26 protein-coding genes are annotated in these 24,081 nt (G+C 37.2%); 22 read left to right on the plus strand and 4 right to left on the minus strand.

Translation table 11 applies throughout. The annotated features are described in order from the left end of the window. The first annotated feature begins 8 nt into the window (after positions 1–8). The 19 genes from ACQE26_RS14205 to ACQE26_RS14295 all read left to right on the plus strand — a co-directional run bounded on the left by ACQE26_RS14205 (position 9) and on the right by ACQE26_RS14295 (position 19,022). Entirely contained in the window at positions 9–1,220 is a 1,212-nt protein-coding gene (locus ACQE26_RS14205) for a phage portal protein (RefSeq protein ID WP_060962591.1), read from the plus strand. After that, a complete protein-coding gene (locus ACQE26_RS14210) occupies positions 1,180–1,782 on the plus strand; it encodes an HK97 family phage prohead protease (protein WP_060962592.1) in 603 nt (200 codons plus the stop codon). The genes ACQE26_RS14205 and ACQE26_RS14210 overlap by 41 nt, the downstream gene beginning before the upstream one ends. After that, on the plus strand, positions 1,782–3,080 hold the full coding sequence (locus tag ACQE26_RS14215) for a phage major capsid protein (protein ID WP_060962593.1): 1,299 nt from the start codon (positions 1,782–1,784) through the stop codon (positions 3,078–3,080). The genes ACQE26_RS14210 and ACQE26_RS14215 overlap by 1 nt, the downstream gene beginning before the upstream one ends. After that, positions 3,061–3,333 (plus strand): head-tail connector protein, encoded by a 273-nt coding sequence (locus ACQE26_RS14220; RefSeq protein WP_041482598.1) that lies wholly within the window; start codon positions 3,061–3,063, stop codon positions 3,331–3,333. The genes ACQE26_RS14215 and ACQE26_RS14220 overlap by 20 nt, the downstream gene beginning before the upstream one ends. Further along, a complete protein-coding gene (locus tag ACQE26_RS14225; RefSeq protein WP_060962594.1) occupies positions 3,314–3,640 on the plus strand; it encodes a phage head closure protein in 327 nt (108 codons plus the stop codon). Before ACQE26_RS14220 ends, ACQE26_RS14225 begins: the two co-directional genes overlap by 20 nt. Continuing rightward, a complete protein-coding gene (locus ACQE26_RS14230; RefSeq protein ID WP_060962595.1) occupies positions 3,640–4,026 on the plus strand; it encodes an HK97-gp10 family putative phage morphogenesis protein in 387 nt (128 codons plus the stop codon). Before ACQE26_RS14225 ends, ACQE26_RS14230 begins: the two co-directional genes overlap by 1 nt. After that, on the plus strand, positions 4,023–4,409 hold the full coding sequence (gene gp17 / locus ACQE26_RS14235) for a tail completion protein gp17 (RefSeq protein ID WP_060962596.1): 387 nt from the start codon (positions 4,023–4,025) through the stop codon (positions 4,407–4,409). The genes ACQE26_RS14230 and gp17 overlap by 4 nt, the downstream gene beginning before the upstream one ends. Next, entirely contained in the window at positions 4,409–5,023 is a 615-nt protein-coding gene (locus tag ACQE26_RS14240; RefSeq protein ID WP_060962597.1) for a major tail protein, read from the plus strand. Before gp17 ends, ACQE26_RS14240 begins: the two co-directional genes overlap by 1 nt. 117 nt (positions 5,024–5,140) lie before the next feature. Next, positions 5,141–5,518 carry a phage tail assembly chaperone G gene (gpG, locus tag ACQE26_RS14245; protein ID WP_022553671.1) on the plus strand — a complete coding sequence of 126 codons (378 nt, stop codon included), beginning with the start codon at positions 5,141–5,143 and terminating at the stop codon, positions 5,516–5,518. Between the two features lie 218 nt (positions 5,519–5,736). Further along, positions 5,737–10,032: a transglycosylase SLT domain-containing protein gene (locus ACQE26_RS14250; protein ID WP_060962598.1), complete on the plus strand. Its 4,296-nt coding sequence runs from the start codon at positions 5,737–5,739 to the stop codon at positions 10,030–10,032. After that, positions 10,032–10,862 (plus strand): phage tail domain-containing protein, encoded by an 831-nt coding sequence (locus ACQE26_RS14255; RefSeq protein WP_060962599.1) that lies wholly within the window; start codon positions 10,032–10,034, stop codon positions 10,860–10,862. Before ACQE26_RS14250 ends, ACQE26_RS14255 begins: the two co-directional genes overlap by 1 nt. A 21-nt stretch (positions 10,863–10,883) precedes the next feature. Next, on the plus strand, positions 10,884–12,740 hold the full coding sequence (locus ACQE26_RS14260; protein WP_235588393.1) for a phage tail protein: 1,857 nt from the start codon (positions 10,884–10,886) through the stop codon (positions 12,738–12,740). A 14-nt stretch (positions 12,741–12,754) separates the two neighbouring features. Next, positions 12,755–15,343 (plus strand): peptidase G2 autoproteolytic cleavage domain-containing protein, encoded by a 2,589-nt coding sequence (locus ACQE26_RS14265; RefSeq protein WP_060962600.1) that lies wholly within the window; start codon positions 12,755–12,757, stop codon positions 15,341–15,343. A gap of 7 nt (positions 15,344–15,350) precedes the next feature. Beyond that, on the plus strand, positions 15,351–16,634 hold the full coding sequence (locus ACQE26_RS14270; RefSeq protein WP_158509240.1) for a BppU family phage baseplate upper protein: 1,284 nt from the start codon (positions 15,351–15,353) through the stop codon (positions 16,632–16,634). Continuing rightward, the gene (locus tag ACQE26_RS14275) at positions 16,631–16,912 is read left to right on the plus strand and encodes a YomQ N-terminal domain-containing protein (RefSeq protein ID WP_014305662.1); all 282 of its coding nucleotides are present in this window, start codon (positions 16,631–16,633) and stop codon (positions 16,910–16,912) included. The genes ACQE26_RS14270 and ACQE26_RS14275 overlap by 4 nt, the downstream gene beginning before the upstream one ends. Before the next feature lie 2 nt (positions 16,913–16,914). Next, complete coding sequence (locus tag ACQE26_RS14280; RefSeq protein WP_060962602.1) at positions 16,915–17,157, plus strand: XkdX family protein; 243 nt, start codon at positions 16,915–16,917, stop codon at positions 17,155–17,157. A gap of 37 nt (positions 17,158–17,194) precedes the next feature. Continuing rightward, complete coding sequence (locus tag ACQE26_RS14285; protein WP_014305660.1) at positions 17,195–17,602, plus strand: phage holin family protein; 408 nt, start codon at positions 17,195–17,197, stop codon at positions 17,600–17,602. Positions 17,603–17,643: 41 nt separating this feature from the next. Beyond that, complete coding sequence (locus ACQE26_RS14290; protein ID WP_060962603.1) at positions 17,644–18,315, plus strand: M15 family metallopeptidase; 672 nt, start codon at positions 17,644–17,646, stop codon at positions 18,313–18,315. A gap of 464 nt (positions 18,316–18,779) precedes the next feature. Next, on the plus strand, positions 18,780–19,022 hold the full coding sequence (locus ACQE26_RS14295; protein ID WP_060962604.1) for a helix-turn-helix domain-containing protein: 243 nt from the start codon (positions 18,780–18,782) through the stop codon (positions 19,020–19,022). 33 nt (positions 19,023–19,055) lie between these two features. On the opposite strand, the gene ACQE26_RS14300 is transcribed toward ACQE26_RS14295, so the two are convergent. The 3 genes from ACQE26_RS14300 to ACQE26_RS14310 form a co-directional block, all read right to left on the minus strand. Further along, complete coding sequence (locus ACQE26_RS14300; protein ID WP_060962605.1) at positions 19,056–19,733, minus strand: hypothetical protein; 678 nt, start codon at positions 19,731–19,733, stop codon at positions 19,056–19,058. Between the two features lie 253 nt (positions 19,734–19,986). Further along, positions 19,987–20,250: a hypothetical protein gene (locus tag ACQE26_RS14305; protein ID WP_060962606.1), complete on the minus strand. Its 264-nt coding sequence runs from the start codon at positions 20,248–20,250 to the stop codon at positions 19,987–19,989. A 125-nt stretch (positions 20,251–20,375) separates the two neighbouring features. After that, positions 20,376–20,603, minus strand: a complete 228-nt coding sequence (locus tag ACQE26_RS14310; protein WP_060962607.1) for a helix-turn-helix domain-containing protein — start codon at positions 20,601–20,603, stop codon at positions 20,376–20,378. 148 nt (positions 20,604–20,751) lie between these two features. On the opposite strand from ACQE26_RS14310, the gene ACQE26_RS14315 reads away from it, so the two are divergent. Next, positions 20,752–21,063: a hypothetical protein gene (locus ACQE26_RS14315; RefSeq protein ID WP_060962608.1), complete on the plus strand. Its 312-nt coding sequence runs from the start codon at positions 20,752–20,754 to the stop codon at positions 21,061–21,063. 14 nt (positions 21,064–21,077) lie between these two features. Further along, positions 21,078–21,473 (plus strand): hypothetical protein, encoded by a 396-nt coding sequence (locus ACQE26_RS14320; RefSeq protein WP_060962609.1) that lies wholly within the window; start codon positions 21,078–21,080, stop codon positions 21,471–21,473. A 1,407-nt stretch (positions 21,474–22,880) separates the two neighbouring features. Here ACQE26_RS14320 and ACQE26_RS14325 read toward each other — a convergent pair. Then, entirely contained in the window at positions 22,881–23,123 is a 243-nt protein-coding gene (locus ACQE26_RS14325; RefSeq protein ID WP_060962611.1) for a hypothetical protein, read from the minus strand. A gap of 109 nt (positions 23,124–23,232) precedes the next feature. Between ACQE26_RS14325 and ACQE26_RS14330 the strand changes: the two genes are divergently transcribed. Then, a complete protein-coding gene (locus ACQE26_RS14330) occupies positions 23,233–23,895 on the plus strand; it encodes a hypothetical protein (RefSeq protein ID WP_060962612.1) in 663 nt (220 codons plus the stop codon). Positions 23,896–24,081: the final 186 nt, after the last annotated feature.

Here is a 24,081-nt window from a genome sequence, read left to right on the forward strand (position 1 = left end):
GTGAATTAGTGGGTTTAATAAGAAATTTTCTAAATAAAATTAGCAATAAACGTAGCTTCGATATACAAGGAAGCAGTTACTTCACCTACGGGCATTTTCTTAACGATGACAACATTTTAAAGTCATCAGATACCTATAACCTAATGAAATTAATTAGTGATCAAATTGCCATGACAGACTTTATTGTTGAGGATAAGTATACAGGTAAGCCGGTGAACGATTGGAGAAGTCAAAAGGCTCTAATAGCTCTTAATAATCCTAACGACTATTTAACGGGATTTGAATTTAAAAAGCTTCTGACCAATGTGTATTTACTTAGAGGAGACGTATTTCCATTCTATGATGACCAAAAAAACCAACTTCATATACTGGAAGGCACACAATATGAATTAACAGCAGCAGGAACAGAATGTTTTTCATATTCAGGTTCAATAATCCCAAATTACATGATTCGTCACATTAAAAATATTGGGTTGAATCATCTTAATGGGGTTGGTCTTCTTGAATTAGCTAAAGAAACACTTGAAGGTGTAATGAATGCTGAAGGTGCATTAACTGAAAAGTATAAGAAGGGCGGTCTAATTGCATTTTTGCTTAAATTAGATGCTCATTTAACTCCAACAAATACCATGCAGAATAAAACAGTTAAAGCTATTCTTAACCAATTAGAAGAGATCCCTACATCGAATAAAACAAAGTTGATTCCACTTGGAAAAGGGTATGACATTCAAGCATTAGAGTCTCCGGTTGATGATGAAAAGATTTTAAAATATCTAAACGTCTATAAAAAGGACTTGGGCAAATACTTTGGACTTGATATTGATTTGTTGGACAAGCTGGAACAAAAAGATATGGAACAAGCAATGATGAAATTATTTAATAGTTGCCTAAAACCGATATTTAAAAACTTTGAGGAACACTTAAGCATACTTTTGTTCGGTAAAGACAGCAATTTGAAAGTGAAATTTAAGCATAACTTGCTTGATTACGTTGGAATGAAGCAGAAAACTGATATTGCTTACAATTTAGTTCGAACTTCAATTGCTACTCCTGATGATTCGAGGGAAATGATTGGATTCGAACGATTAGGAACTGAAGAGTCAAGTAAGCTTTACATAAGTAAAGATTTAATCGGACTTGACAAGTTAGAAAAAGTAACTGAATCAGCCTTGGAAGGAGGTGAAAATTCTGAAGAAGGAACAGAGAACCTTTCAAATTAATGGGCTGGAAATAAGACAACAAAATAATGAAGGAGAAACAGCCCCACAGATTACTGGTTATGGGGCTGTTTTTAATAGCCCTGCAGATATCGGGGGTTATTTTACTGAGGTTATAGCTCCTGGAGCGTTTTCAAAAGCTTTGTCTAATCAATCAGATGTCAGAGCGTTGTTTAATCATAACTGGGACTACGTTCTTGGACGTACTAGGAGCGGGACTTTATCACTTGAAGAAGATGAAAAAGGTCTTAAATTTACAGTGACACCTCCAGATACTCAATGGGTTTCGGATTTGAAAAAGAGTATGGAGAGGGGTGATATCAATCAATGTAGTTTTGGCTTCAATATTGTTAGCGAGGAGTGGGATTACGAATCCCAACCAAACGTAAGGACTATAAAGGAAGTTGAACTATTTGAAATTAGCGTTGTAGCAATCCCAGCTTATGAAGATACTGAAGCACACCTCCGTTCAGGGGAAGAAATTTATCAAAAAGCTAAGAAAGATCATGAACTACGAAAGAAAAAACAAAAATTAATCCAAACAATACAGGAGGCAACAAATTAATGAAATTAACAGAAATCCTAAAAAGACGAAAAGAAACAATTGAAGCAAGAATGCAGGAAATTCGTTCAGATTTAGAAGGAGACAAGGTTGAAGAATCAGCTGTTGAAGCTCTAGAGAAAGAAATTGAAGATTTAACTGCCGAATTGCAAAGTGTTAAAGCTGAGTTAGATAAACTAACTGGTGATGATGAACAAAAAGATGAAGGTAAAGAAGAAACTGAGCAATCTGAACAACAAGAACAAAAAAGTAAGGGAGATGAAGAACAACGTAGCGGTGTTTTATCAGGAGAAAAACGTGATGCTATGGTTGGTAATATTATGAAGGGTTTAACAACAGAAAAGCGTAAAAGTGTTAAAGAACAAGAACAGCGTAAAGCATTTGCAAACCTATTACTGGATAGAATTAGTCCAGCCGAAGCCCGTGCACTAGGAATTGAAAATGGTGCTGGTAACATCTTAGTTCCAGAGTTTCTTGCTAAAGAGATCATTACATATGCACAACAAGAAAATCCGTTACGGAGATTAGGAACTACTCATACTACAAAAGGTCGTCAAGGTTTCCCAATCCTTGTTAAGAAAGGGACAGCTTCTAGACATAAAGATGAACGTAAGCTTGATAATCCAATTCCGGAATCAGATATTGGCTTTGATGAGGTTTACCTAAACCCTTCCGAAACAGACGCTCTAATTATTGTTACCAAGAAGCTCCTTCAAATGACAGATATGCCTGTTGAAAAAGTTGTTATTGATGAACTTAAGAAGATGTATGTTCGTAAAGAAGCAGAGTTTATGTTTAGCGCAACTGACAATCCAGGATCATTAATAAATAAAGCAGTTGATTTCAAAACAACTGAAACTGACATGTACAATAAATTTGTCAAGATCAAAAATACAGTACCGACTGAGAAGCTTAAGAATGCCCGCTGGTTGATTAACCGTGCAGCATTAACAGATATTGAAACATTGAAAACTCCAGATGGATTCCCTCTACTCCGTACAGATCAAGGTATTGAAAATGGGTTTGGTTATCGTTTAATTGGATTCCCTGTGGAGGTTTCTGATTATGTAGACGGTGATACTCCTGATGTTTCACGTTTGTATTTTGGTGATTTCTCTGATTTCCACATTCAAGATGTTATTGGCACAATGGAAATTACTAAACTAGTTGAAAAATATTCAGATACAAACCACATCGGATTTAAAATCTGGAATCTAAATGATGGTCAACTTGTTTATTCTCCATTTGAACCTTCCGTTTACAAAATGGAGTTGAACGCTGATGCACAGGCTGCTGGATAAATTAAAGCGACATCTTAAAATTGAACATGAAGACGAGGATGATCTTCTTTCGTTTTATTTAAATGCAGCTGAAAAATACACAAAAAACGCTGATGGTCACGGGGATGAGTATCTAACCATCCTTGTGGCTGGCATTTTTGCAGAATATAGAGTGACTGAAAAAAGTATGGGGCAAGCGTTAGCATCAATAACCCCCTTAATTATTCAATCTGCAATTTGTGGTGGTGAAGAAGATGAATCCAGCGACGTTTAATACAAGAATATCTATTTATAAAGTTCTAAATCAAAAAGATCCAAAGACAAAACTGCCAACAAAAATCACAGAGTTCCTAACGAAAACATGGGCTGAAGTTATTGATACCTCAGCTAAAATGTTCTTCCAAGCGGCCGCTGCTCATTTGGAGTATGCAACTCTTTTTAAGATACCTTACATAAGAAATGTCGAAATCAAAAGTGGATATGAAGTTGAGTTTGAAGGCATTATGTACACAATTGAATTAGTAAAGCCTGATCTGAAAACTAAGAAAAGTATCATGCTTCAATGCAAGGAAGTGATCTAATGAGTGCATTCTTACGAATTGAAGGTGATATGGACATTGAGAAAAAGATAAAAGAAATTGGATACAGGTACGACAGTGTAGAGGAAAATGTCTTACTCGCTGGTGGGAACGTCGCAAAGAAATCAATGAAAAGTGAAGTTCCTGTATCTGATATTAATCACATGCACATAAGGGATGATATCGAAGTATTTGATGTAGAGGTGGTAGGCGGAAAACGTCAAGTTGCTATTGCTCCAGGTAAAGACACTAACTGGAGAGCCAAGTTTATTGAAAAAGGCACATCCAAACAACCGCCTAACCCCTTTATGTCGAGATCCATGGAAAAAGCTAAAGGGGAAATCAGAGAAGCAATGCGGCAAGAATTATTGAAGGGGCTGGGGCTATGATTGATATGGAAGTAATAGTGATGTCGGCACTTGAGAGTGACAAAGCTGTTACTGATTTAGTAGGAGGCAGGATTTATAGGCAGACTGTTCCTGATGAAGATTCAGAAGGAAATCCTATGTCTTATCCATACATAAGAGTTTGTGAGTTAAATAACATAAATGACGATTACACAGATAATAAAGCTATAGCTAGTGATATTAGTATGCAAGTTGATTTTTGGACATTGGACGATATTGCATCTATTCAAACAGCAATAGATGAATTAATGAAGTCACTCAAGTTCAAACGAACAGGGGTGACTCCTTTTTATGAGGAAAACACAGGCGCTTATCGCAAAGCGATGACTTACATAGCAAAAGTAAAATTGCAGGAGGAAAAATAATGGCTACAAACACTACATATACTACAAGTTCAATTGTAGGCGCAGAAGATTTAGTTTATGCAAAACTTATCACAGATGAAAAATCAGCAAAACCAACATATGGTGAAGTGAAACCATTTTGTCCGTTTCAAAATATTAAGGTTGATACCTCAGTGGATATTGCTACACAATGGGCAGATAATGGAACTCATGCTGTTCAACAAAAAACAGGGGATACTAAGGTGACAATGGGTACCACTGCGATTCCACAGGATGTGTTAGCAGATATTTTAGGGCTTGAATTGAAAAAAGGAGTGATTGCTTACAAAGCAAATGCTATCTCTCCATATGTTGCTATTGGATTTAAAGGAACCAAGGAAAATGGGAATGAGCGTCTTGTATGGTTAACTAAAGGGAAGTTTACTGTACCATCTGATGAATGGAAAACAGGAAATGATAAAGCCGAATTCCAAGAAGTTGACATCGAAGGTACGTTTGTCAACAGAAAGCATGACAAAGTATTTAAAATTGTTGGTGACTCAGATGATGCAGATTTTGCTACACAATTTGCACCAATTTTCTTTGATCAAGTATTTGATCTGGAAAAATTAGATGAAAAGACTACTACTCCCTGATACAGGGGCAATTGAAGCCCCTTCACTCGATAAAACTGAAGACATAATTGAACCACAAGAATAAATATTCATGGCACCTTTTTATAGAGGTGCCTTCTTTAATTAGGAGGAAACTTGATGATTGAAATTAAATTGAGAATTAATGGTGAAGATAAAGAATTTACACAGGATTTTGTACCACTGACTTTGCATAAAAAAGCCTTAGAATTAGAAAAGTATGCTGCGACGGTAAACGCTAATGACGTTGAAGAAATGGACAAATTACTTGATAAACGTTTTTCCCTCATCACAGCGGCATTTGATAAGCAGTTTACAAAAGATGAATTAAAGAAAGGGTTTAATGCTCTAACAGCAAAAGACACTTTTTATGACATTATTTATGTTGGACTATTAAATCATCCAACACGTGAGGAAATTAAAGAAATGGAATCAAAGCAGGCTGATGAATTGGGAAAGTTGATAGCAAAGGCAATGGAAACAAACCAAAACAATTAACCATTGATGAACAAATAGAACAAGTGCTTGAAATTACTGATCTTCTTGTAGAGAGTAAAGGATCAACTATTGAAGGTTTACATAGAATGGACTACAAATTCCTATATGATTACATTGAGTTTTTAGACAAGAAAAATGATCCAGTTGAACAAAGGAAAAAGAAATGGAAGAGTGTTAAAAAGGTGCCGATTGATCAAGTATTCTAGGGAGGTGGAAGCGTGGCAAACAGAGAGGAATTAGTAAGTTTCGTAGCTACAGTCGGTATGGATGGTACAGGTGTTATCCAAGGAGCAAAAGGTATCAATGCAGCTATGGCTGCAGTAAGAAGTGAATTAACGCTTACTGCTTCCCAGACTGCTGATTTTGGCAACTCATTAGATGGGCTTAAAGCTAAGCAAGAAAACCTGGGAAAGATGTATCAGCTTCAGGGGCAAAAAGTTCAACAATTGCGTGCAAGATACGATGAATTAGTAAAAACGCAAGGTGAGCATTCAGAAGAAACGTTACGAGCTGCAGCTGCTTTAAATACTGCACAAGCACGTTATAACAAGTTAGGAAGACAGTTAAAGGACACAACTGCTGAATTACAATATCAACAATCTCAATGGAAGAAAACTTCCGCAGCACTAAGTGATTTTTCAGACAGTGCAAATAAACTTGGGGATAATTTAAGTAAGGTTGGTAAGGTAGCTTCTGTTGGATTAACAGCACCTTTAACAACACTTGGGGCAGTAGCTATAAAAACTGCAAGTGATGTTGAAAAATCTACAGGGAGAATACAAGCAGCTTTAGGGCTAACAAGTGAAGAAGCTAAGGAAGTTTCGAAAGCTGCAAATAATATTTGGACACAAGGTTTTGGAGAAAGTACGCATGATGCTGAAACAGCAATTGTAAACGTTAGACATAATATTGAATCCTTAAAAAAGGCTTCAGTTGAGACAACAAAAGAGGTTGCCAAAAATACGATGGTGATTTCCGAGACTTTTGATGAAGAAGGAAATGACATCACAAAGGCTATCAATTCAATGCAGAACTCTTTTGACAACTTATCTGTAGACAAATCAATGGATTTTATTACAACAGGTTTTCAACGGGGGTTGAATTATTCTGATGAGTTCCTAGACTCAATTAATGAATATTCAAATCAATTTGCCGCAGCGGATTTCTCAGTTAATAAAATGTTCTCAATCTTTCAAGCAGGAGCAGAAACAGGTGCATTTCAGTTAGATAAAGTCGGTGACTTAGTTAAAGAAATGAACATACGTTTATCTGACGGTTCTGCTGGTGATGCAATGAAATCTTTGTCCAAGCATACTCAAAACCTTTACAAAGAATTTAAGAAGACGGGTAAAGGCGGAGACGAAGTATTTACGTCTATTATGAAAGATATTGATAGCATGTCTAACAAAAGTAAGGCATACACGCTTGGTCAAGCCATCATGGGAACTCAATTTGAAGACTTGGGACAAAAAGGTGTATCTGCATTAGCTAAGGTTACTGACAGCTTTAATAATGTGGAAGGTGCTACAGACAAGGCAGGTAAAGCATTAAAAAGTAGCTTGAGTGATCGTGCCGCCAAAGATTTTAGGGAGCTCCAAGCATCCTTGGTTCCATTAGGCGAAGTTATGTTGGATACAATTGAACCAGGCTTTAAAGTTGCGTCAGATGCAGTTCATAAATTTACCGACTGGATGAATGGGCTATCTCCTGCTGGCCGTAATAGTGTTATAGCCATTGCTGGGTTAGCAGCTGTCGTTCCTCCTCTTACAATTGCGTTGGGTGCAGTGATAAGAGGGGTAGGAAGCATTACAGGCGCTATGAGTAATGGTATTGCTGCTATGGGGCGTTATCGTGCTCAATCAGCAACTACCAGCGCTTCAATGACTGCCTTGGGAACTGCTGCAACTGTAACTGGATCCAGAGTTGAAAGAGCAAATGCCCGAATCAATGGCGCCACAAAAGGCATGGGGAAATTAAGAGGTGCTTCACTTTTAGCTGGTGGAGCAATGACTATTTTTGGCGGTAAGTGGGGAGCTGTCTTAGGTATAGCAACAACGTTTTTACCCGAAATTATTCAGGGCGGTAAAAGCTTATTTGGTTTTGGAGAAAACGCGAAAAAGTCCGCTACTCATCTTACTGGATTTGGTGGAAAAGCAAAAACTGCTACTCAAGCAGCATCAGGACTGGCAGGAGAAGCTGCACAAACAGCCGGAAAATTTGGTGGATTAGGAGGAAAAGCACTAGGGCTAGTAAGTGGTTTAGGTGGAGTTGCAAGAGGAGCTAGTTTATTAAGGCTTGGTTTTGGTGCATTAGGTGGCCCTGTTGGTTTAGCGATAACTGGTGTTACATTATTAACTGAAGCTGGTATAAAGCTCAATGAACATATGCAAAAAGATACTATACCTACGCTGGACAGTTTCGGTAATAAGGTATCTGAATCCACAACAAAGTCTGTTCTTGCATACAAAAATCTAAACGATAAAGCCACGGAACAATTAAATCAGTTGAATTGGTCAGGTCAAAAAGTATCCAAGGAAGCAGCTGACAATATCACGAAAAACTTTGATCAAATGGGAGACAAAATCAAAACAAGCATTAAAACTAAAGGAGATCAAAGCTATAAAGCTTTGGGAACGTTTTTGGCATCCAGTAAATCATTGAGTAAAAAAGAACAAGAGTCAATCCTAAACAATGTTAAACAAAAGCAAAGTCAGCAGACAAAAGAAGTAGATAAAAACCAAAAGCAAATTCAGTCAATTTTAAATAAGGCAAGCAATGAAAAACGATCATTAACTAAGGCTGAACAAGTGAAAATTAATTCTATTCAAAACAAAATGATGACAACTGCTGTTAAAACGATGAGTAAGAGTGAAGTTGAACAAAAAGCCATTCTTGGTAAATTGAAAAATGAATCATCTAATATCACAGCTCGTCAAGCTGCAGATACTATCAAAAATAGTATTAAAGCCCGTGATGGATCCGTTAAAGAAGCTGAAAAGAAATATGATAAAACTGTCGCTGCCATTATCCGAGAGCGAGATGAGACTGGATCAATAAGCAAAGAACAGGCAGATAAGATGATCAAGGAAGCTAAGAAGCAACGTGACGGCTCTGTTAAGGCCGCTAAAGATATGCATAAGAAAGTAGTTAAAGAAGCTAAAGCACAAGCTGGAGAACATGCTAATGAAATTGATGAGGAAACTGGGGATGTTAAAAACGGTTGGGACATGATGATGGATAAGGTTGGATCGGCATGGAGCTGGATTAAAGGAATTTTCTCTGGCGAAGATAAATCCGAAAAGCCAAAAGAGTCTAAGAAATCAGCACCTAAAACAGCCGGTCGTTCATTAGGCGGTGCTCAAAAGGGTGCTTATGCTCGTGGTACATCAAATAGGGGTCACTCTGGGGGTTTAGCGATTGTTGGTGAGAAAGGGCGAGAGCTCATTCATGAACCAGGTGTCGGTACATATCTATCAGGGAATAAAGGATCAGAGCTCCGTAACTTAAACCCAGGTACTTCAGTCCTACCGAATAAACAAACAGAGCGACTTCTAAAAAGCCATGGTTTCCCTGGGTATGAAGGTGGGATAGGGCAATATTTTGACTGGATTATGAAAGGCGCTGGTTTTCTATGGGATAAGGCAGCCGGAATGTTTGGTATTGCAGACAGTATTGTTCCTGATTGGTTTACAAAAATAAGCGGCAGTCCATTAAAAGCAATAGGCGGTCTAGCTAAAACAGGTATAGACAGTTTAATGGATACAGTCGGGACATTTTTAGGTGGTGGTGGTACAGCTGCAGTTAAGAAATGGGTAGCTGAAGCATTGAAAATCAAAGGATTAGGTTCTCAATTTGCAGGTGCTTTAGAAACGATAGCAATGCAAGAATCAGGCGGCAACCCTAATTCAATTAACTTATGGGACAGCAACGCCAAAGCCGGACACCCGTCACAAGGGTTAATGCAATTCATCCCAAGTACCTTTAATGCTCATAAAGAGCCTGGATATGGAAACATTAAGAATCCTGTTCACCAAGTGCTTGCCGCAATTAACTATACCAACAGTAGATATGGCGGAATTATGAATCATCCTGGACTTAAATCAATGGCCAAGGGTGGAGGTTACGTTGGATATGAATCAGGAGGAACTTCACCCGGAACAGGCGGTTCTAAGTTGGCGATGTTAAATGAACGTGGTTACGATGAACACATAATTACAAGCGATCCGAAATATAGAGAGCGAAACATTGGAATCTGGGCACAAGCAGGTAAAGATTTAGGCCTAGATACGTCCTCTAATACTCCCCGTATACCTTCGATTGAATCAATAACAAGCAGACAAGATGTTCAGATAAATCAACTTAAACAACAAATCAATTACCTTAAAGGTATTTATAACTCTATTAAAGAGGGGATAAATGTTGCGATTGATTTTGAACAATCCATTGGTAAGAAAATGGATCAAAGGTCAAATAAACGATATGGAAGAAAAGCACTGTTAGCAGGGGTGAATTGATGGAAGAATATGATCTTATTATAGATGAGAAGTTTTTAAGTGAGCGCCTTGGAGGTGTCTCACTTAGCTCATTTAGACCTGAATCAGCTGACTTTGAAAGGAAAACAAAGACTCATCCTCTCCGTAATGGTATTATTACGCCGAAGAAAAACAACAGAGGAAGATTCAAAGAACGAAAGATAACTGTGAGATTAAATATCTCAGTAAGTAATTCAGAACAATTTTACCTGTTGAGGGGAGATTTGTTCAGATTATTTAAAAGAAAAGATCCCTATTATGTAGGGCACACTTACGAGCCAAATAAAAGATGGTTGGTTGTATGTGATGATACGTTTTCAGTTGTTCAGGAAGAGGATAAACCTTGGGCAACAGTAGATATCACACTAACGGCAATTCAAGGTCTCTCAGAATCACTTTACAATACTTCTCAAAACATAAATTTAATTGATAAGCATTGGGATATTGGGATGAATGTTGAACTTGTTGATGATCCAATCTATAAATTTAAGAATAAAAACAAATTCATTGTCTATAACCTTGGAGACGAGACATTAGATCCAATGAATTTTAAATACAACGTTGAAATGTATTTAGAAGGTAAAGACATTATTATTGCTAATGAAACAAATGGAACAAGTGTAACCCTTGTAGGCAGTCAATCCAAAAAAAATAAATTAAGTCTTTTTGAACATTACGTTTTAAATGGATCGACTATAGTTACTACCAAGAATGGGAGGTTCCCTCCGTTGGAGCCCGGAAGAAATGTCTTCACGATTAAGAACGCTTCATATTCTGATATTAGATTCATAACACATTTTTATTACCTTTAGGAGGTGATCAAGATAAATCAAATGTTTGTCTTGGACAGGTTGACAAACAAATCATATGAAATTTGTTATGTTGATCCCAAACTCAATGATGACATTAACGGTAAAAAGGATATCTCCTTTACAATTGAACAAGATGAAAACAATTTGATACCGTTCAACGCCTTGGTTGGGAGGAACTTCATTGTTGTAGACGAAGTAAAACATAAATCTCAGCGCTATTTTATCAATAGTGTAACTCCTAAGGTGGAAGGTGATGTATACACCAAAGAAGTCACAGCTACTCATATCTATGTTTTTCGTTTAAGAAAGAACCGTATCGCAAGTACAATACAAGGGAAAAAGAGTCTAAATGAAGCTCTATCTTTCGCTTTAAAGGATAGTGGATTCAAATTTATTTTAATGGATGATGCAAAGGATATTGCTTCCCAAAAACTTGAGAATTTCGGTTCTAAATCTTCACTTGAACTCATGGATGACATCATAAACACATATGGAATTGAAATAGATGCTGATAACACGACTATCTATGTCTACAAAAAAATGGGCAGGGTGATTAATAAAAAATTTGATTCAGCTTCCAATATGAAAACCTTTCAATTCACAGTAAATGAAGATGATACAACAACCAGGGTTAAAGGGTTTGGGAAATTGAAGGAAGATAAAGATATCTTAGGTGATCAATCAATAACATATAGCTCTAAAACTGGTAGCTGGGAGTATGACGATTCCTTAAAAGGAGACTACACCAAGAAAAAAGGAGCTACGTTTACATTTTCGTTTAATGGTACAGGATTTAAATTTAGAACTCTTGTTTCTAAAATGGGAGGTAAATGGGAGTTCAAAATAGGGGACATAACTAAAACGATTTCTGTTTATAAAAAAGATGCCAACCCAACAGAACAAGAATTTGATATTATCCGAGGTTTGGACAGTAAAGACTATAAAGTTACAGCCACATTCAAAGGAAGGGATACAGCCAACCCTAACACAAAAAAAACTGATCCAATAATGTACCTGTTGCGTGGGGATATCATTACTGTTTATAGGTCTTTTAAGAACGATGATGAAAAATACGTTTTCCCTCCTGTAGTATACATACACCCTGAGGAAAAAGATTACTTAATTGAAGGTAAGCCTTCTTGGGCTGAAGATGTAATCGACGACACAATAACTAACAAAGAAGACATGGAAAAATTACTCGCAAAGAAAGTCAATCCATATGCAAACGTAAGCTATAATTTAACTTATGATGAATACATTAACACTGTTTTAGAAGGAATTGAAGATGAAATTATTAAAGGAGACACTATTCAAGTTTTTGCAGATGTTCAAAGCGGTATTGTTTTTGAGGACAGTATACGTGTTACAGGGATGAGTTACAATCCTTTAGATTTGTCTGAAGGCGCAGAACTTACTTTCAATGGTGGGGAACAAGATCCGGAAGACAGGCAAATAGAGGATAAGAAGCGACTTAAAGAGCAGCAAAGGTATATTAACAACAACAAAAACTATATTGATTCACAATTATCGGTTATTAAAGCACAGGTTGAACAGATACACAACACGCCTTCACCAGAAAGAGAAGCTTTTTCATATACCATTCAATTCATTAATGGTCAATGGGAGCTTATTTCAGGTGAAGGTTATTTGTCGTTGTCTTCTAAGCTTCTAACTTTAAATACTGATGAGGATTATGATGTAACGTATGTGTCCTGTGAACCCTCATCAATTTTAAAGGAAAAAGGTGTTTCAATATCTATTGATGACGAAGATGGTTCTAAGTTTAACATGACTTTTTACCAGAGCGGGAAATTAATAGAACCAACTGAAGTGCCTAGTGATTCAAAAGTGAAAATCCTGATTGTGGGACAAAAATAGAGGTGAAATAATTATTGGTTTATTTAAATAAGAATCATGGAGTCAATCCAACATCAAAAATGTTTTCAATATTAGATGAAAATGCCAGATTGACCGAAATAGGAATTAATCAAAGCTTGAACGCTTTAAAAGTCCACGCAAAGACGAGGGGAGCCCATGCAGCCGACCAAATCGCTTATGGAGCATTTACTGTATCTGATAAACTGAAGTATGACACATCAAGAATTGACAACCTCATTCTAAATAGTGACAACCATAACATAAATGAGCTTATTGATTTGAGGGTTTCAGCTATTGATGGAAAGACTTTTGCTACAGCTTCAGGGAGATTTGTTTATGATGCCAATTATTATAAAAAGAAGTTAGATAGAATTGTCCATGTTGATGATTTTGGGGCTGTTCCTGATGGTGTTACAGACTGTACGCAAGCATTTAAAGATGCAATTGGTGAAGGAAATGTTGAAGTCCATTTTTCTCCTGGTACATATGTTGGTCAAATTGAAGTTCCTTCTAACTGTCGTTTGATTGGTAAAGGAGAAGATATCACTTATCTCAAAATGCCTGATGATGCCCCAGCTGGAGCAATATTGCTTACAAATAGAGATCATCAAGCAGGGAACGAGGGTATCTATGTAAAGGGGATTACGTTTGACTGGAATAAAGACCGACAAGGCGGATTAAGAGCACAAGGCGGAATACAATCAAGCTGTGTAACATTTGCCAATACTAAATACTTGTGGATTAAGAATTGTAATTCAATTAATGCGGGCTTACATGGTTTTGATATTACAGCTCCGTCTTATAATCATGACGCAGCCAAGGAGCCTGATTACACAGCACAAGGATGTAAATATGTCTGGATAGATAATTGTAGAGCTTCCAATTATGGTGACGATGGGATTACGACTCACTATAGCGAATACATTTTCATTAATAACTGTCACTGTATCAATCCATCAGGTGAAGCACATGATAAGGGATCGTCTAACTCAAATGGGATTGAAGTTGATGATGGTTCTAAAAATGTATGGTTAACGGGGAACTTTACATCTGGAAACATTAGAGGTGTAGAAGTTAAGGCTCATACAGAATGGCCAGCATCAAGAAACATCCATATTATCAGTCATGTTTCTGTTCGTGACGTACGTTCCTATGATTTGAGGCATATAGGACATCACAAAGCAGAGGATCCATGGAGTGATACTGCAAGAGACGTAGCATTAGTAGACTGTACAGCATTTCAGCCTGTATTCAATAGCTTGTATGAGGGTGTTACCCCAAGGGCATTAGACGTGTCCGCATATCAACGGGTAGATATTCATGGCTTCAGGGCTTATGGAGATCCTGATTATGACTATAAAGACAATCCAATTGTGTCCTTCCAATTTAAAAGCCGTAAGATTACAGTCAATGGTATGACTATAACAGGGTTCGCAAAAGCAGACTGTGATTTACACGTAGTAGGTGGAGATCAAAGAACTGATGATGTAATGATTAGTAATCTAGTGATTCAAGATTCAGCTCCAGTCGGTGTTGTTCTTGGTGGTGGTGTGTACAATATTAACTTATCAAATGCTCTCCTACATACAAAGGGCGGCACAACCGGTATCACATCCCCGAATACGCAAGCAAATTTGTTGTTTGTCAGAGCCTACGGATATACTGACGCAGCTATTTTTGGCGGTGAAAAGTATTCTGTTGTACCAAACAATGTTAAAGGTGGCTTTAGAGCTGCATCCACTTCAGGGCACCCATTAGACAGTACGAGTGCTATCATTGCTACAACAGGTGGTTGTAAAACAAAAGGCCCACGTAATGCAGTTATTGCGTCCTCTGGTGGATCTTCAACAGAAGCATCAAGGCAAGCTGTTATTGCCTCAAATAACTGTCACACTGAAGGTGATGGCTCATCAAGAATGGTTGTAGCTTCCCAAGCTGTTAAGAATAACAACAGTTATAGCATTAGGGGAGGATATGGAACAGGTAAAGCATCTACAGCTAATACTAAATGGGAAATAGACTCACAAAACGGCAATATCTTAGGTGTTGGTCGTGTTGAAAGTGCTTCAAACTTCAAAGACTACGCTGAGTATTTTGAATCTACAGATGGCAAAAAGATTGAGAGTGGATACCTTGTAACCCTTGAAGGAGATAAGATTCGCAAGGCTTTAAAAGGTGATGAGATTCTAGGGGTTATTTCTGAAACAGCGGGTGTTGTATTAGGTAGCGCTGAGTTTTATTGGAATGACAGATACCTAAGAAATGATTTCGGTGGATTGATCTATGAAGAAACTGAAGTTGAATACACAGATAAGGATGGAAACATAAAAACTGAAAAGAAAAGCCTTCCTAAGCCAAATCCGGACTATGACCCTGAATTAGACTACACTTCACGACAGGAGCGTGATGAGTGGCATATTGTTGGTCTTATTGGACAGATACATGTACGTATTGATGATACTGTTCAAGAAGGTGATAAGATTATAGCTAAGAATGGCAAAGGATCCAAATCAGATGACAACACGGGATTAACAGTCATGAAAATTAAGCAGCCGTATGATTCTAATAAGGGATATGGTGTAGCAATAGCATTTATTAGATAAGGAGGTAATAACGATTTATAAGAAATCAGCATATACGTTTGACATTAATACAGTTTCACAAGGTACGTATAGATCAGCTTTCAAGTTTTCAACTCAAGATGTTGGAACAGCAAAGCTGATTTTTAATTTGCGTAAAGATGATGCGCCATTACCATTATCAGCAGTGACAGGGAAAGTAATCCTTGTTCCTGCCAATGGTAAGAAAAGAGTACGGGACGTTACATTGGTTGATAAAGTAAATGGAATTGCTGAATATGTTCTTGATGAAGATGAAATCAAGATGTATGGATTGTTTCAATGTGAGTTAGTCCTGGTTTATAGCAACAAACAAGCTATGTCTGCTCATAAGTTTGGCTTTGAAGTAACACAAAGCTTAATGGATCAAGATATTGCACCATTGGGCGAATACTACATTGATGATTTTGAGACATTGAAAGCAAAGGTTACTGAGATTTATGATTCAACCATTCAAACGCTTGACGATTTAAAGAAGAAGTTTGAAGACTTGGAGAACATCGAAACAAAACAGGGTGCTCAAGAAAAGGCAGATGCTGTTCAAGCGAACCTTGATAATCATTTGAATGACAAGAAAAACCCACATGGTGTAACAAAAGCACAAATAGGGTTATCAGCCGTAACTAATGACGTTCAAGCAAAGAAAACGGATTTTGACAAACACACCTCAGATACCTCAAACCCACACAAGGTTACTGCTGCACAGCTCGGACTTGATAAGGTTGATAACGTTCAGCAAGCTCCTAAAAGTGAATTTGATACACATGTGAATGATGAGGAAATTCATGTGAATAAGTCATTTAAGGATAAAGTAGGGGAGCTACTTCAACAGTTCACATCAGATTTCAAAGCTAAAATGGAAGAATTGTTACAACAGTTCACTGCACATAGTTTTAATCAAATCCGACATACCTCTGATGCTGAGCGTAAGAAATGGAACGGAGCTGTCACATATGCCAACATCATGCTAAAGAATGGGGCTACAGCAGGGACACGAACACCAATGTACGCAAAATGGGGAGCATTTCTAATTTTAAGGGGTCATGTCAGAACTGAACCAGAAGTTATGTTCGGCTCAATTCCGGTAGAATACGTACCATTCGGTGGGGGTGTTTATACTGTGCCATTAAGTGGAACAGGTGGCACAGCCAATTTAATCATTTATGATACTGGAGATTTAAAAATAAAGTACCAAGATCCTGCTGACTCAAGCAAAGCAGGTGGAGGGTATTATCTTGATGTAGTCGTGGGCTTACAGGATGGAGGGACAGCATGATTCAGGTTTATGAATACGATGAAAATTTCATTTTAACCAAACCAATTACGATTGAGCCGGATGAAGAAGGTAATTATGTGATTCCGGAAAACTGTACTAAAGTTGAACCGGTTTCATTTTATAGGGCTAAATTTGATGTTAAAAAAGAACAATGGTTTGAGTCTGCAACTCAAGAATACATTGACAGTTTAAAGCCACTTCCTCCTGAACCGAGTGAAACTGAAGTGCTGGCTGAGAAGGTTGCAAATCTATATTATTTGGTAGCTATGGGAGGTTAAACATGATTGACTGGTTTTCGGATATCAAGTATTTCTATGAAAAGAAGTTATGGACTAAGAAACAAGTATTTGATGTTGTAGGAAAACGGATTACACCTGAACAATACAAGGAGATTACGGGGGATGAATATAGCAAAGATTCACCTCCCTCAGAAGGGACTGCTGGGGAAACTGACGGATCTGTTGGGACTGACACAGTAAACCAGGAGTCCGATACTAAGGAAACAGCACCTGTAAGCGAATAGGTGTTTTTATTTTGCCCTAAAAGGGGGTGATAACTAAATGAAAGGAATTGAATTGGTGTTGAATATTGAGACTTTGGAAATCGCAAAAGCCTATTTATTTGGGGGTGTAAAATATCTTGATTTGCTGCTACTACTAAGCTTTATTGATGTGTTTACGGGAGTAGTTAAGGCTGTTAAAGACAAATCATTAAGATCAAGAAACGCTTGGTTTGGATACGTGCGGAAGTTCATGAGCTTTGTTGTTGTCATCTTGGCCAATATTATAGATCAAATTTGCAGTTTAAATGGCGTTTTGGTGTTTGGAACTGTTTTATTTTACATAGCTAATGAGGGTCTATCTATTATAGAGAACCTTGCGCAAATGGGAGTTAAAGTCCCTGGATTCATTAAAGACAAGTTACAAGTAATTGAAGAAGACAGTCAAAAAGAAAAGTCTGCTGAGTAATCGGTGGGCTTTTTAATTTAATTAAAACGGAGGAATTTAATATGACAATGTATTATTACAAAAGAAACATGGACAATATCAATAAACTTGCAGACAACACAAAAGCAGCTGCTAAAAAGCTGATGGACTACGCAGAGAAAAACAAAATTGGTGTACTTATCTATGAAACAATTCGTTCAGAATCACAGCAACGTGAGAACGTTCGTAAAGGTGCTTCACAGACAATGAAATCATACCACCTTGTAGGACAAGCATTAGACTTTGTGCCAACTGGTGGCTATTCTAAATCTGATACTAAATGGAATGGTTACGGTGCTTCAGATATTAAGAAATTTATTGCTTATGCCAAATCAATTGGCTTTGAATGGGGTGGAGATTGGACAGGCTTTGTAGATCAGCCACATCTTCAATTCAACTATAAGGGCTATGGTACTGATACATTTGGAAAGAAAGCATCTTCTGCACCTTCTAAAACCACTAACTCAGGCATCAAATCGGTTGGTAAGATCAAAATTGTTGGTGTATCGAACGCTGCAATTATTATGGACAAACCTGACCGTATCAACGCTAAGAACGTAGGTACAATTGGGCTTGGTAAGACAATTGATATCGCTGGGTCTGTTAGAGGTTCAAACAACTCTAAAGGATACTGGGAGATCATTCATAACGGTAAACGCCGATATGTGTCTGGTCAGTATGGCAAAATGGTTTAAGTAAATAAATAGTTCCCTTGAAATTTTCGAGGGAATTCTTTTATTTATTTGAAAAAAACTTCTTATTAACTATAGACTCAAGTACATAGTTGTGTTATAATAAATGTATAAGGAGGTGAGGAAATGCTAGACAATATGATAAAAGTCCTTCAAATTATCTTCTACGTCGTCTCTATCGGATGGATTGCGCAACAATCAAACGATAGCGAGAAGAAAAATAAGAAGGACTAACCAGAGATAAGGGAAGCGAGCCACTAACTCGCTTCTCAATATCATTATAATCAGTCTAGCATAAAAAATGAAGAAAAATCAAAAGTTCATCTTTTCATTAATTTTATTGTCTGTTGCAGCTATTGGCATACGCTCATTTTGGACAAACTCTTTTACAACAGCAGTAATGGCTATTGTGGTTTTGTTAACGATTTATGCCATCGTTAAAGACATGATTTTAAGGAGAAAATAACATGGAGTTTCATTTAAGAGGTCGCCAGGAGGTTGAGGACTTCATCAAAACCGAAGTCCTTAGCACTACTGAAGTTGCTGAGATATTGAACGTCAATAAGCAACGAATGAGTGCATTGATTAATACAGAAAGAATAATACCAGTTAAAAGGATTGGACGATCAGCCTTGTTTTTAAGACAGGATGTAGAGGTCTTGAAAAAGGAGCTTGAAGCTAATTCTAAACATAGACCACACAATAAATAAACCCCTCACAAATAACTGTGAAGGGGTCTTTTTTTATTTTATTGATACTTCAATTTCTTTTCCATGTGTTAATCGGTTATCTTTGCTTCTGTCGCTTATGAGAACATCAGCTGTCTTTAGACGAACTTTCTTTGTTGAAGTGGTTACAGGAACCGTTACGAAGCTATTTTCTTGAGAAGAGTTTCCAAGGATTTCGATGTTTTCAGGATTAGGGTAACGCATCATGCGATTGTAGCCTAAATCCTTTTGAACACCGTCCACAACTGCATATTCAAATCCAGACCAATTAATTTGATCTGCCTCATTGTTTTTTAGGGTATAGGTTATTTGAGCATATGTAAACTTGTCTAAATCTTGTTTAAGTGCATTAGTAAGATCATTTTTGTATTCCTCGTTCATATCTGTAACAGTTAAAACTTTTACACCGGTTAAATAGATGCTCAGATTACCAACTTTAAGAACCTGGTTTAAATCTTTACGAGACTCCAATGTAACTTTCCCAACGCTCGGATCTTCAATACTGTCACCAACAACAGACAAGGTTTTTTTCTCTCCTTGTTCAGTTGTTTCTGTGTCATCAGTTTTTTTAGAGTTGACTGCTGTATTTGTTGTTTTACTTTGTTTCGAATCATTTGACGATTCTGAATTGCTGCCACATGCAGTTAATGAAAAGCACATAAGAGCAATAAAAAAAAGCGTAAATTTCTTCATATGTAATTTTTCCCCCTTTATGGTTTAGGTAAAGAATACCACATTTAGAAGGGGGAATACTGCCTATTTAAAAATGTTTTTCATTAGTTTGCTGGTTGCTCTTCCTGCAGCTCGTCTTGCTACACGTTTACCTATCGTACCATTCTTAACGGCTTGTACGTCTCCTAAAACACGAGCAGACTTATAAAAAAGGCTCCTAATCTTACTGATACTCATGTTATCCCATCCCCTTATGTCGTCGCATTTGAATTCCTCAGTTATTCAATCTCTCTTCAAGATCATGGATACGTCTTTCTAACCCAGAGAATTTCTTGTCATTATAGCTATGATCATGCTCAATATTTTTGTTAATCAATTTAAGCATAGATATGACTTCTTTTGGTTCATTTTGTTCAATGCGATCTAATTTCTTATCAATTTCATTTAAACGCTTATCTACTGCATTAAAGCGTTCATCCATCTTTTTATTAACGTTCTTAATCTCATCTAATATCGCTTGAAGCATGTTGTTTTCCATCCTTCTCACCTCTCCGTACAGTATAACAGCAATGGCAATACTTTTGATTGTCCGAAATTTGGACAATCGAATATTTCAATGGTTTTGTTTAACGAATTTAAAAAAAATAAAAGCAATACTTTTGCTTAAGACTTTTCGGAATCATCGTCTGTAATGTATAGTAAGTCCTCAATTTCTATATCCAAGGCATCACAAATCTTGCCCAATGTTTCACGTTGGTATTGTTTAGCAGTGTTATTGTAAAACCTTCTAACGGTTTCAAATCTAAGGTCATTTCCAAAGGCGAAACCTCTGATAGATAAGCCACGTTCATCTAATATTTCTTTCAGTCTTGTTTTAACAATTTTAGTCAACAGTTTCACCTCCTTTTTGATTATAACAAAAAATGCAATTCAAAAGTGGATTTTCTTTAAAAATAACTACAAAAAGGTGTTGACTCTTTTATGTTGTTGTTTTATGATTAAGTCAACAACAAAAAGGTGTCACAAAGGAGGTCTTGAAATGAAACGCATAATCATTCGTAGAAGTGATTTGGGTGACTTACCAGCAATGTTGTTTTACAAGCAATTCGCCATTTCTGGCGAAGATGGTCAAGTACATCTGTATCAAGTCCTTAAAAGGAAGGATGGGAAATACGACAGTATCCATTCAGTATTCTTGGCCGAAGACATCAAATACAAAAACCTCAGAAGCTTAACCAATGCAGTAATTGATAAGTTGCTCAGTACACGATTATGGGATGCTCTCATTGACAATAGGGAGCTTGTTACACTGGAAGGCTATCAGATTCTTGATAAAAACAAAACTTACTAAAGGGGAAATAACCGATGCAAATTAACCTTCATACTGTAGGAACTAACGTAGCAAGCTTAGGGGCAATCACAAACGAACAGCGTATCGAGGAAATGACGAATCATTTCAATTACTTCAGAGGAAAAATGTTCGAAGAGGAAAACAACTTCATTGAAACATACGACGATGGAAAGCCTAAAAAGCGTTTCAAAATCTTCACAGCTATGACAATACCGGTTTGTGTTGAACTTGATGCGAAGGATGAGCAAGATGCAATTGAAGCGTTAGAACAGACAGGAGAAATGGGCGTTGATTTCCCTCATATCATGTTGGATATGGGGGGAGGTAAAACAGTTATCCCAACTATCACAGACAATGTGTTTTACATAGATGAAAAAGCAACTGTGGTAGAAGTGGAAGACGATGAATAAGACGGATTTACATAACGAACGGTTCTGTCAGGTTGTATTTGGAGGATTGATCGTAGTTGTACCAGCTTTAAGCATATTGTGCATAGCGTGGTTTGGGTGATTAGGAAGAGTGTCACCAGCACTCTCCTAATCTGATGGGTTAGTACACTCCCATTGTATTTAAACATAACAATTTAATCAAGGGGATAACTGAAATGAAAAACACATATACCACTTATGAATTTAAAGCATATGATAGGAGAAATAATTTGTTGAAAGAAAGGTTTACGTGCAATTACAGAGATCATCTTTATTCAATCATAGAGTGGATTATCAAGAAATGTCCTACAGTTGATGTGATTGAATGTATGGTATCTGAAGTCAGTGAGATTGCTTTCCGTAAGAGTGAGTATGTCGATATCTTCACGGTGTGGAAAGCAGACGATTAAATAGACAGTGAGGACGGGGAGCGGAATCCTTGTCCTCTATAATCTCAATTTAACTGAATACAGTCAGTCTATACTCCTGAATTAAGGTGTTGTCTTTAGTGATGCCTTTTTTAAGGAAATGTTACCGTGCCATTTGAAATCCGAAGGCGCCGGTATGGAGCCTTAGACTGCCGTGGAATGCGCTAACACACGTAAAACTTGACAGGGTAGTGACTCAGCCGACGCAAAAAATGAGGATAGGATGCCTTCTGTGTTTCCCTATTTACACATGCATCTGAAAGGCGAAAGCTGCCATTAAGTGCTGACGAAGGAAGGGTGTATCGTTTCTGACGATGCAGGACAAGCCATAAGTATCAGGGCTCAGATTTGAGCTTTGAGAACCTGTTAGGGACACTTGACACAGTAGGCTTGTTTGGAGAATAACCAACGGCAAATAGGGTGAACACACGGATACCACAAGTTGATATACAATCAAGTTTCAGTCGCCTGCCTGAGTTTGTTTATTTTTTTTACAAGCAAATTCAGGCAGACAACTTGTCCAGCCGTTGTCCACAGTCTCAACCAATCAAGCAAAAAATCAAAAGAAAAGTCAAGACAAATAACAAAGAAATTTGTGAGGTTCACTATGAACCTGGCAAGGTGTAGTTCATGATGAACCAGACCCTTTACCCTTTGGTTAAGTATATATGGTTATTATCTATATACTTAAATGAAGCCTATAAACGATAGTTCAGCCTGAACCATTATTTCCCCAGAAGTGGAGAATAACCCTTAAACAACGACCTGTATTAAAGGAGTGATGAAGTTGAACAAAGAGAATATCAGAAAGAAAATTAAACAATATTATGATGACATGAGCAGGGAACATCTGATATCACAATTGAAGAGATCAGGTCAAAGCGGAAAATGCTGTTTTTAACATAAAAATAAAAAAGCCGGATGTTTATAACCCGACTTTTTGAGAAGAATCAAACACTTTCTAACGCACAATCAATGTAAATAAACCGGCAAGAATTATAATTACTCCACAAACTGTAATAAATGTGCCATTTTTCCGGCGTTCTGATTTAGCCGTTATTATCCCTCTGATTAGATAATAAAGGCCGACTAAAATTAGAGTCCAATAAAAGAAAGCGCCATTTAAGGTAAACCCTAATATGAGAAATAAAAGAACCAATGCTAGCGATGTGTAATGGAAAAGTCTGAATGTAAGATTAGTCATTATAAACCTCCTAGTTTAAATTATCCTTAAAATACAAATAATGGGTTTAATTGAGCTGAATAAACCTCCAGAATTGTTAATGAATAACAAAAGGAGGTATTAATTTACCATGAAAAAGATTGTCCTTTCAAGTGTTGCTGTTTTGACTGCTGTTACAATTTTTAGTCCTGTTTCAGATGCAAAAGAACGTCAAGCCCCAAGCGCAGTTGTCCAGAATGTTGAACCGACTTATGAAGCTGAATCTGTAGATTACAACGGAACTACGTACACTTTTTCTGAAAGAACTGTTAATGATGTAGTTGAGATTATTGTAAATGATGGGGAAAAAACAGACAAGATTCAATATGACCAGAATATTGGAAAACTTGAAGTTAATGGCGAAGTGGTGAATTATGAAGAGGCTTCATCACCTATTGAACAATTGGCAAATAAAAACGATACATCGGCTGGTATCTTGAGAGATCAATGGTCAGGCTATAATAATAGTAAAGGTACTTATAGTACGATTAGTGCCAGTGTTGCAGTTCTTGCTGCAGTCTTTATGGCTACTAGTATGAAAACAGCTAAAAAGGCGGCGGCCGTTACAGCAGCAGCTGGTGTCATTGCTGCTGTAAGTAGTGTAAAGACTACAGTTCATTGGAGTAGATTAGATTATAAGTTGATGAATGCCAAGAAGGGGCAATATGAGCGTAGATCAGATACATTTTTTACAAACTATAAACATAATCATCTTTTCAAGACTTCTTGGCTCTGGAAAAGAAAATTAAAATAACCTTTTTTACGCATGAATTTAGTTGAAATCGAATTAAGCTATCGAAAGTCCACTTTCAGAAACTTGGAGAGTGGACTTTTTGTGAACGACTCGTTCAGTAGAAGCTGCAGGCGCATTTCACGACGTCAGAAGCTGGGTGGGTGTTTTACCCAGTCAGGTATAAGGTCACAGTCATGGATCGTGCTA

This window comes from Bacillus sp. 5RYD7K, from assembly GCF_059831465.1.

Coding starts and splice junctions, on each gene's coding strand:
- ACQE26_RS14225 (WP_060962594.1), top strand. CDS start 3,314: ATGAATCCAGCGACGTTTAATACAAGAATATCTATTTATAAAGTTCTA.
- ACQE26_RS14280 (WP_060962602.1), top strand. CDS start 16,915: ATGATTGACTGGTTTTCGGATATCAAGTATTTCTATGAAAAGAAGTTA.
- ACQE26_RS14220 (WP_041482598.1), top strand. CDS start 3,061: ATGCACAGGCTGCTGGATAAATTAAAGCGACATCTTAAAATTGAACAT.
- ACQE26_RS14275 (WP_014305662.1), top strand. CDS start 16,631: ATGATTCAGGTTTATGAATACGATGAAAATTTCATTTTAACCAAACCA.
- ACQE26_RS14305 (WP_060962606.1), bottom strand. CDS start 20,250: ATGGAAAACAACATGCTTCAAGCGATATTAGATGAGATTAAGAACGTT.
- ACQE26_RS14320 (WP_060962609.1), top strand. CDS start 21,078: ATGCAAATTAACCTTCATACTGTAGGAACTAACGTAGCAAGCTTAGGG.
- ACQE26_RS14255 (WP_060962599.1), top strand. CDS start 10,032: ATGGAAGAATATGATCTTATTATAGATGAGAAGTTTTTAAGTGAGCGC.
- ACQE26_RS14240 (WP_060962597.1), top strand. CDS start 4,409: ATGGCTACAAACACTACATATACTACAAGTTCAATTGTAGGCGCAGAA.
- ACQE26_RS14315 (WP_060962608.1), top strand. CDS start 20,752: ATGAAACGCATAATCATTCGTAGAAGTGATTTGGGTGACTTACCAGCA.
- ACQE26_RS14330 (WP_060962612.1), top strand. CDS start 23,233: ATGAAAAAGATTGTCCTTTCAAGTGTTGCTGTTTTGACTGCTGTTACA.
- ACQE26_RS14260 (WP_235588393.1), top strand. CDS start 10,884: ATGTTTGTCTTGGACAGGTTGACAAACAAATCATATGAAATTTGTTAT.
- ACQE26_RS14300 (WP_060962605.1), bottom strand. CDS start 19,733: ATGAAGAAATTTACGCTTTTTTTTATTGCTCTTATGTGCTTTTCATTA.
- gpG (WP_022553671.1), top strand. CDS start 5,141: ATGATTGAAATTAAATTGAGAATTAATGGTGAAGATAAAGAATTTACA.
- ACQE26_RS14230 (WP_060962595.1), top strand. CDS start 3,640: ATGAGTGCATTCTTACGAATTGAAGGTGATATGGACATTGAGAAAAAG.
- gp17 (WP_060962596.1), top strand. CDS start 4,023: ATGATTGATATGGAAGTAATAGTGATGTCGGCACTTGAGAGTGACAAA.
- ACQE26_RS14290 (WP_060962603.1), top strand. CDS start 17,644: ATGACAATGTATTATTACAAAAGAAACATGGACAATATCAATAAACTT.
- ACQE26_RS14295 (WP_060962604.1), top strand. CDS start 18,780: ATGGAGTTTCATTTAAGAGGTCGCCAGGAGGTTGAGGACTTCATCAAA.
- ACQE26_RS14325 (WP_060962611.1), bottom strand. CDS start 23,123: ATGACTAATCTTACATTCAGACTTTTCCATTACACATCGCTAGCATTG.
- ACQE26_RS14215 (WP_060962593.1), top strand. CDS start 1,782: ATGAAATTAACAGAAATCCTAAAAAGACGAAAAGAAACAATTGAAGCA.
- ACQE26_RS14285 (WP_014305660.1), top strand. CDS start 17,195: ATGAAAGGAATTGAATTGGTGTTGAATATTGAGACTTTGGAAATCGCA.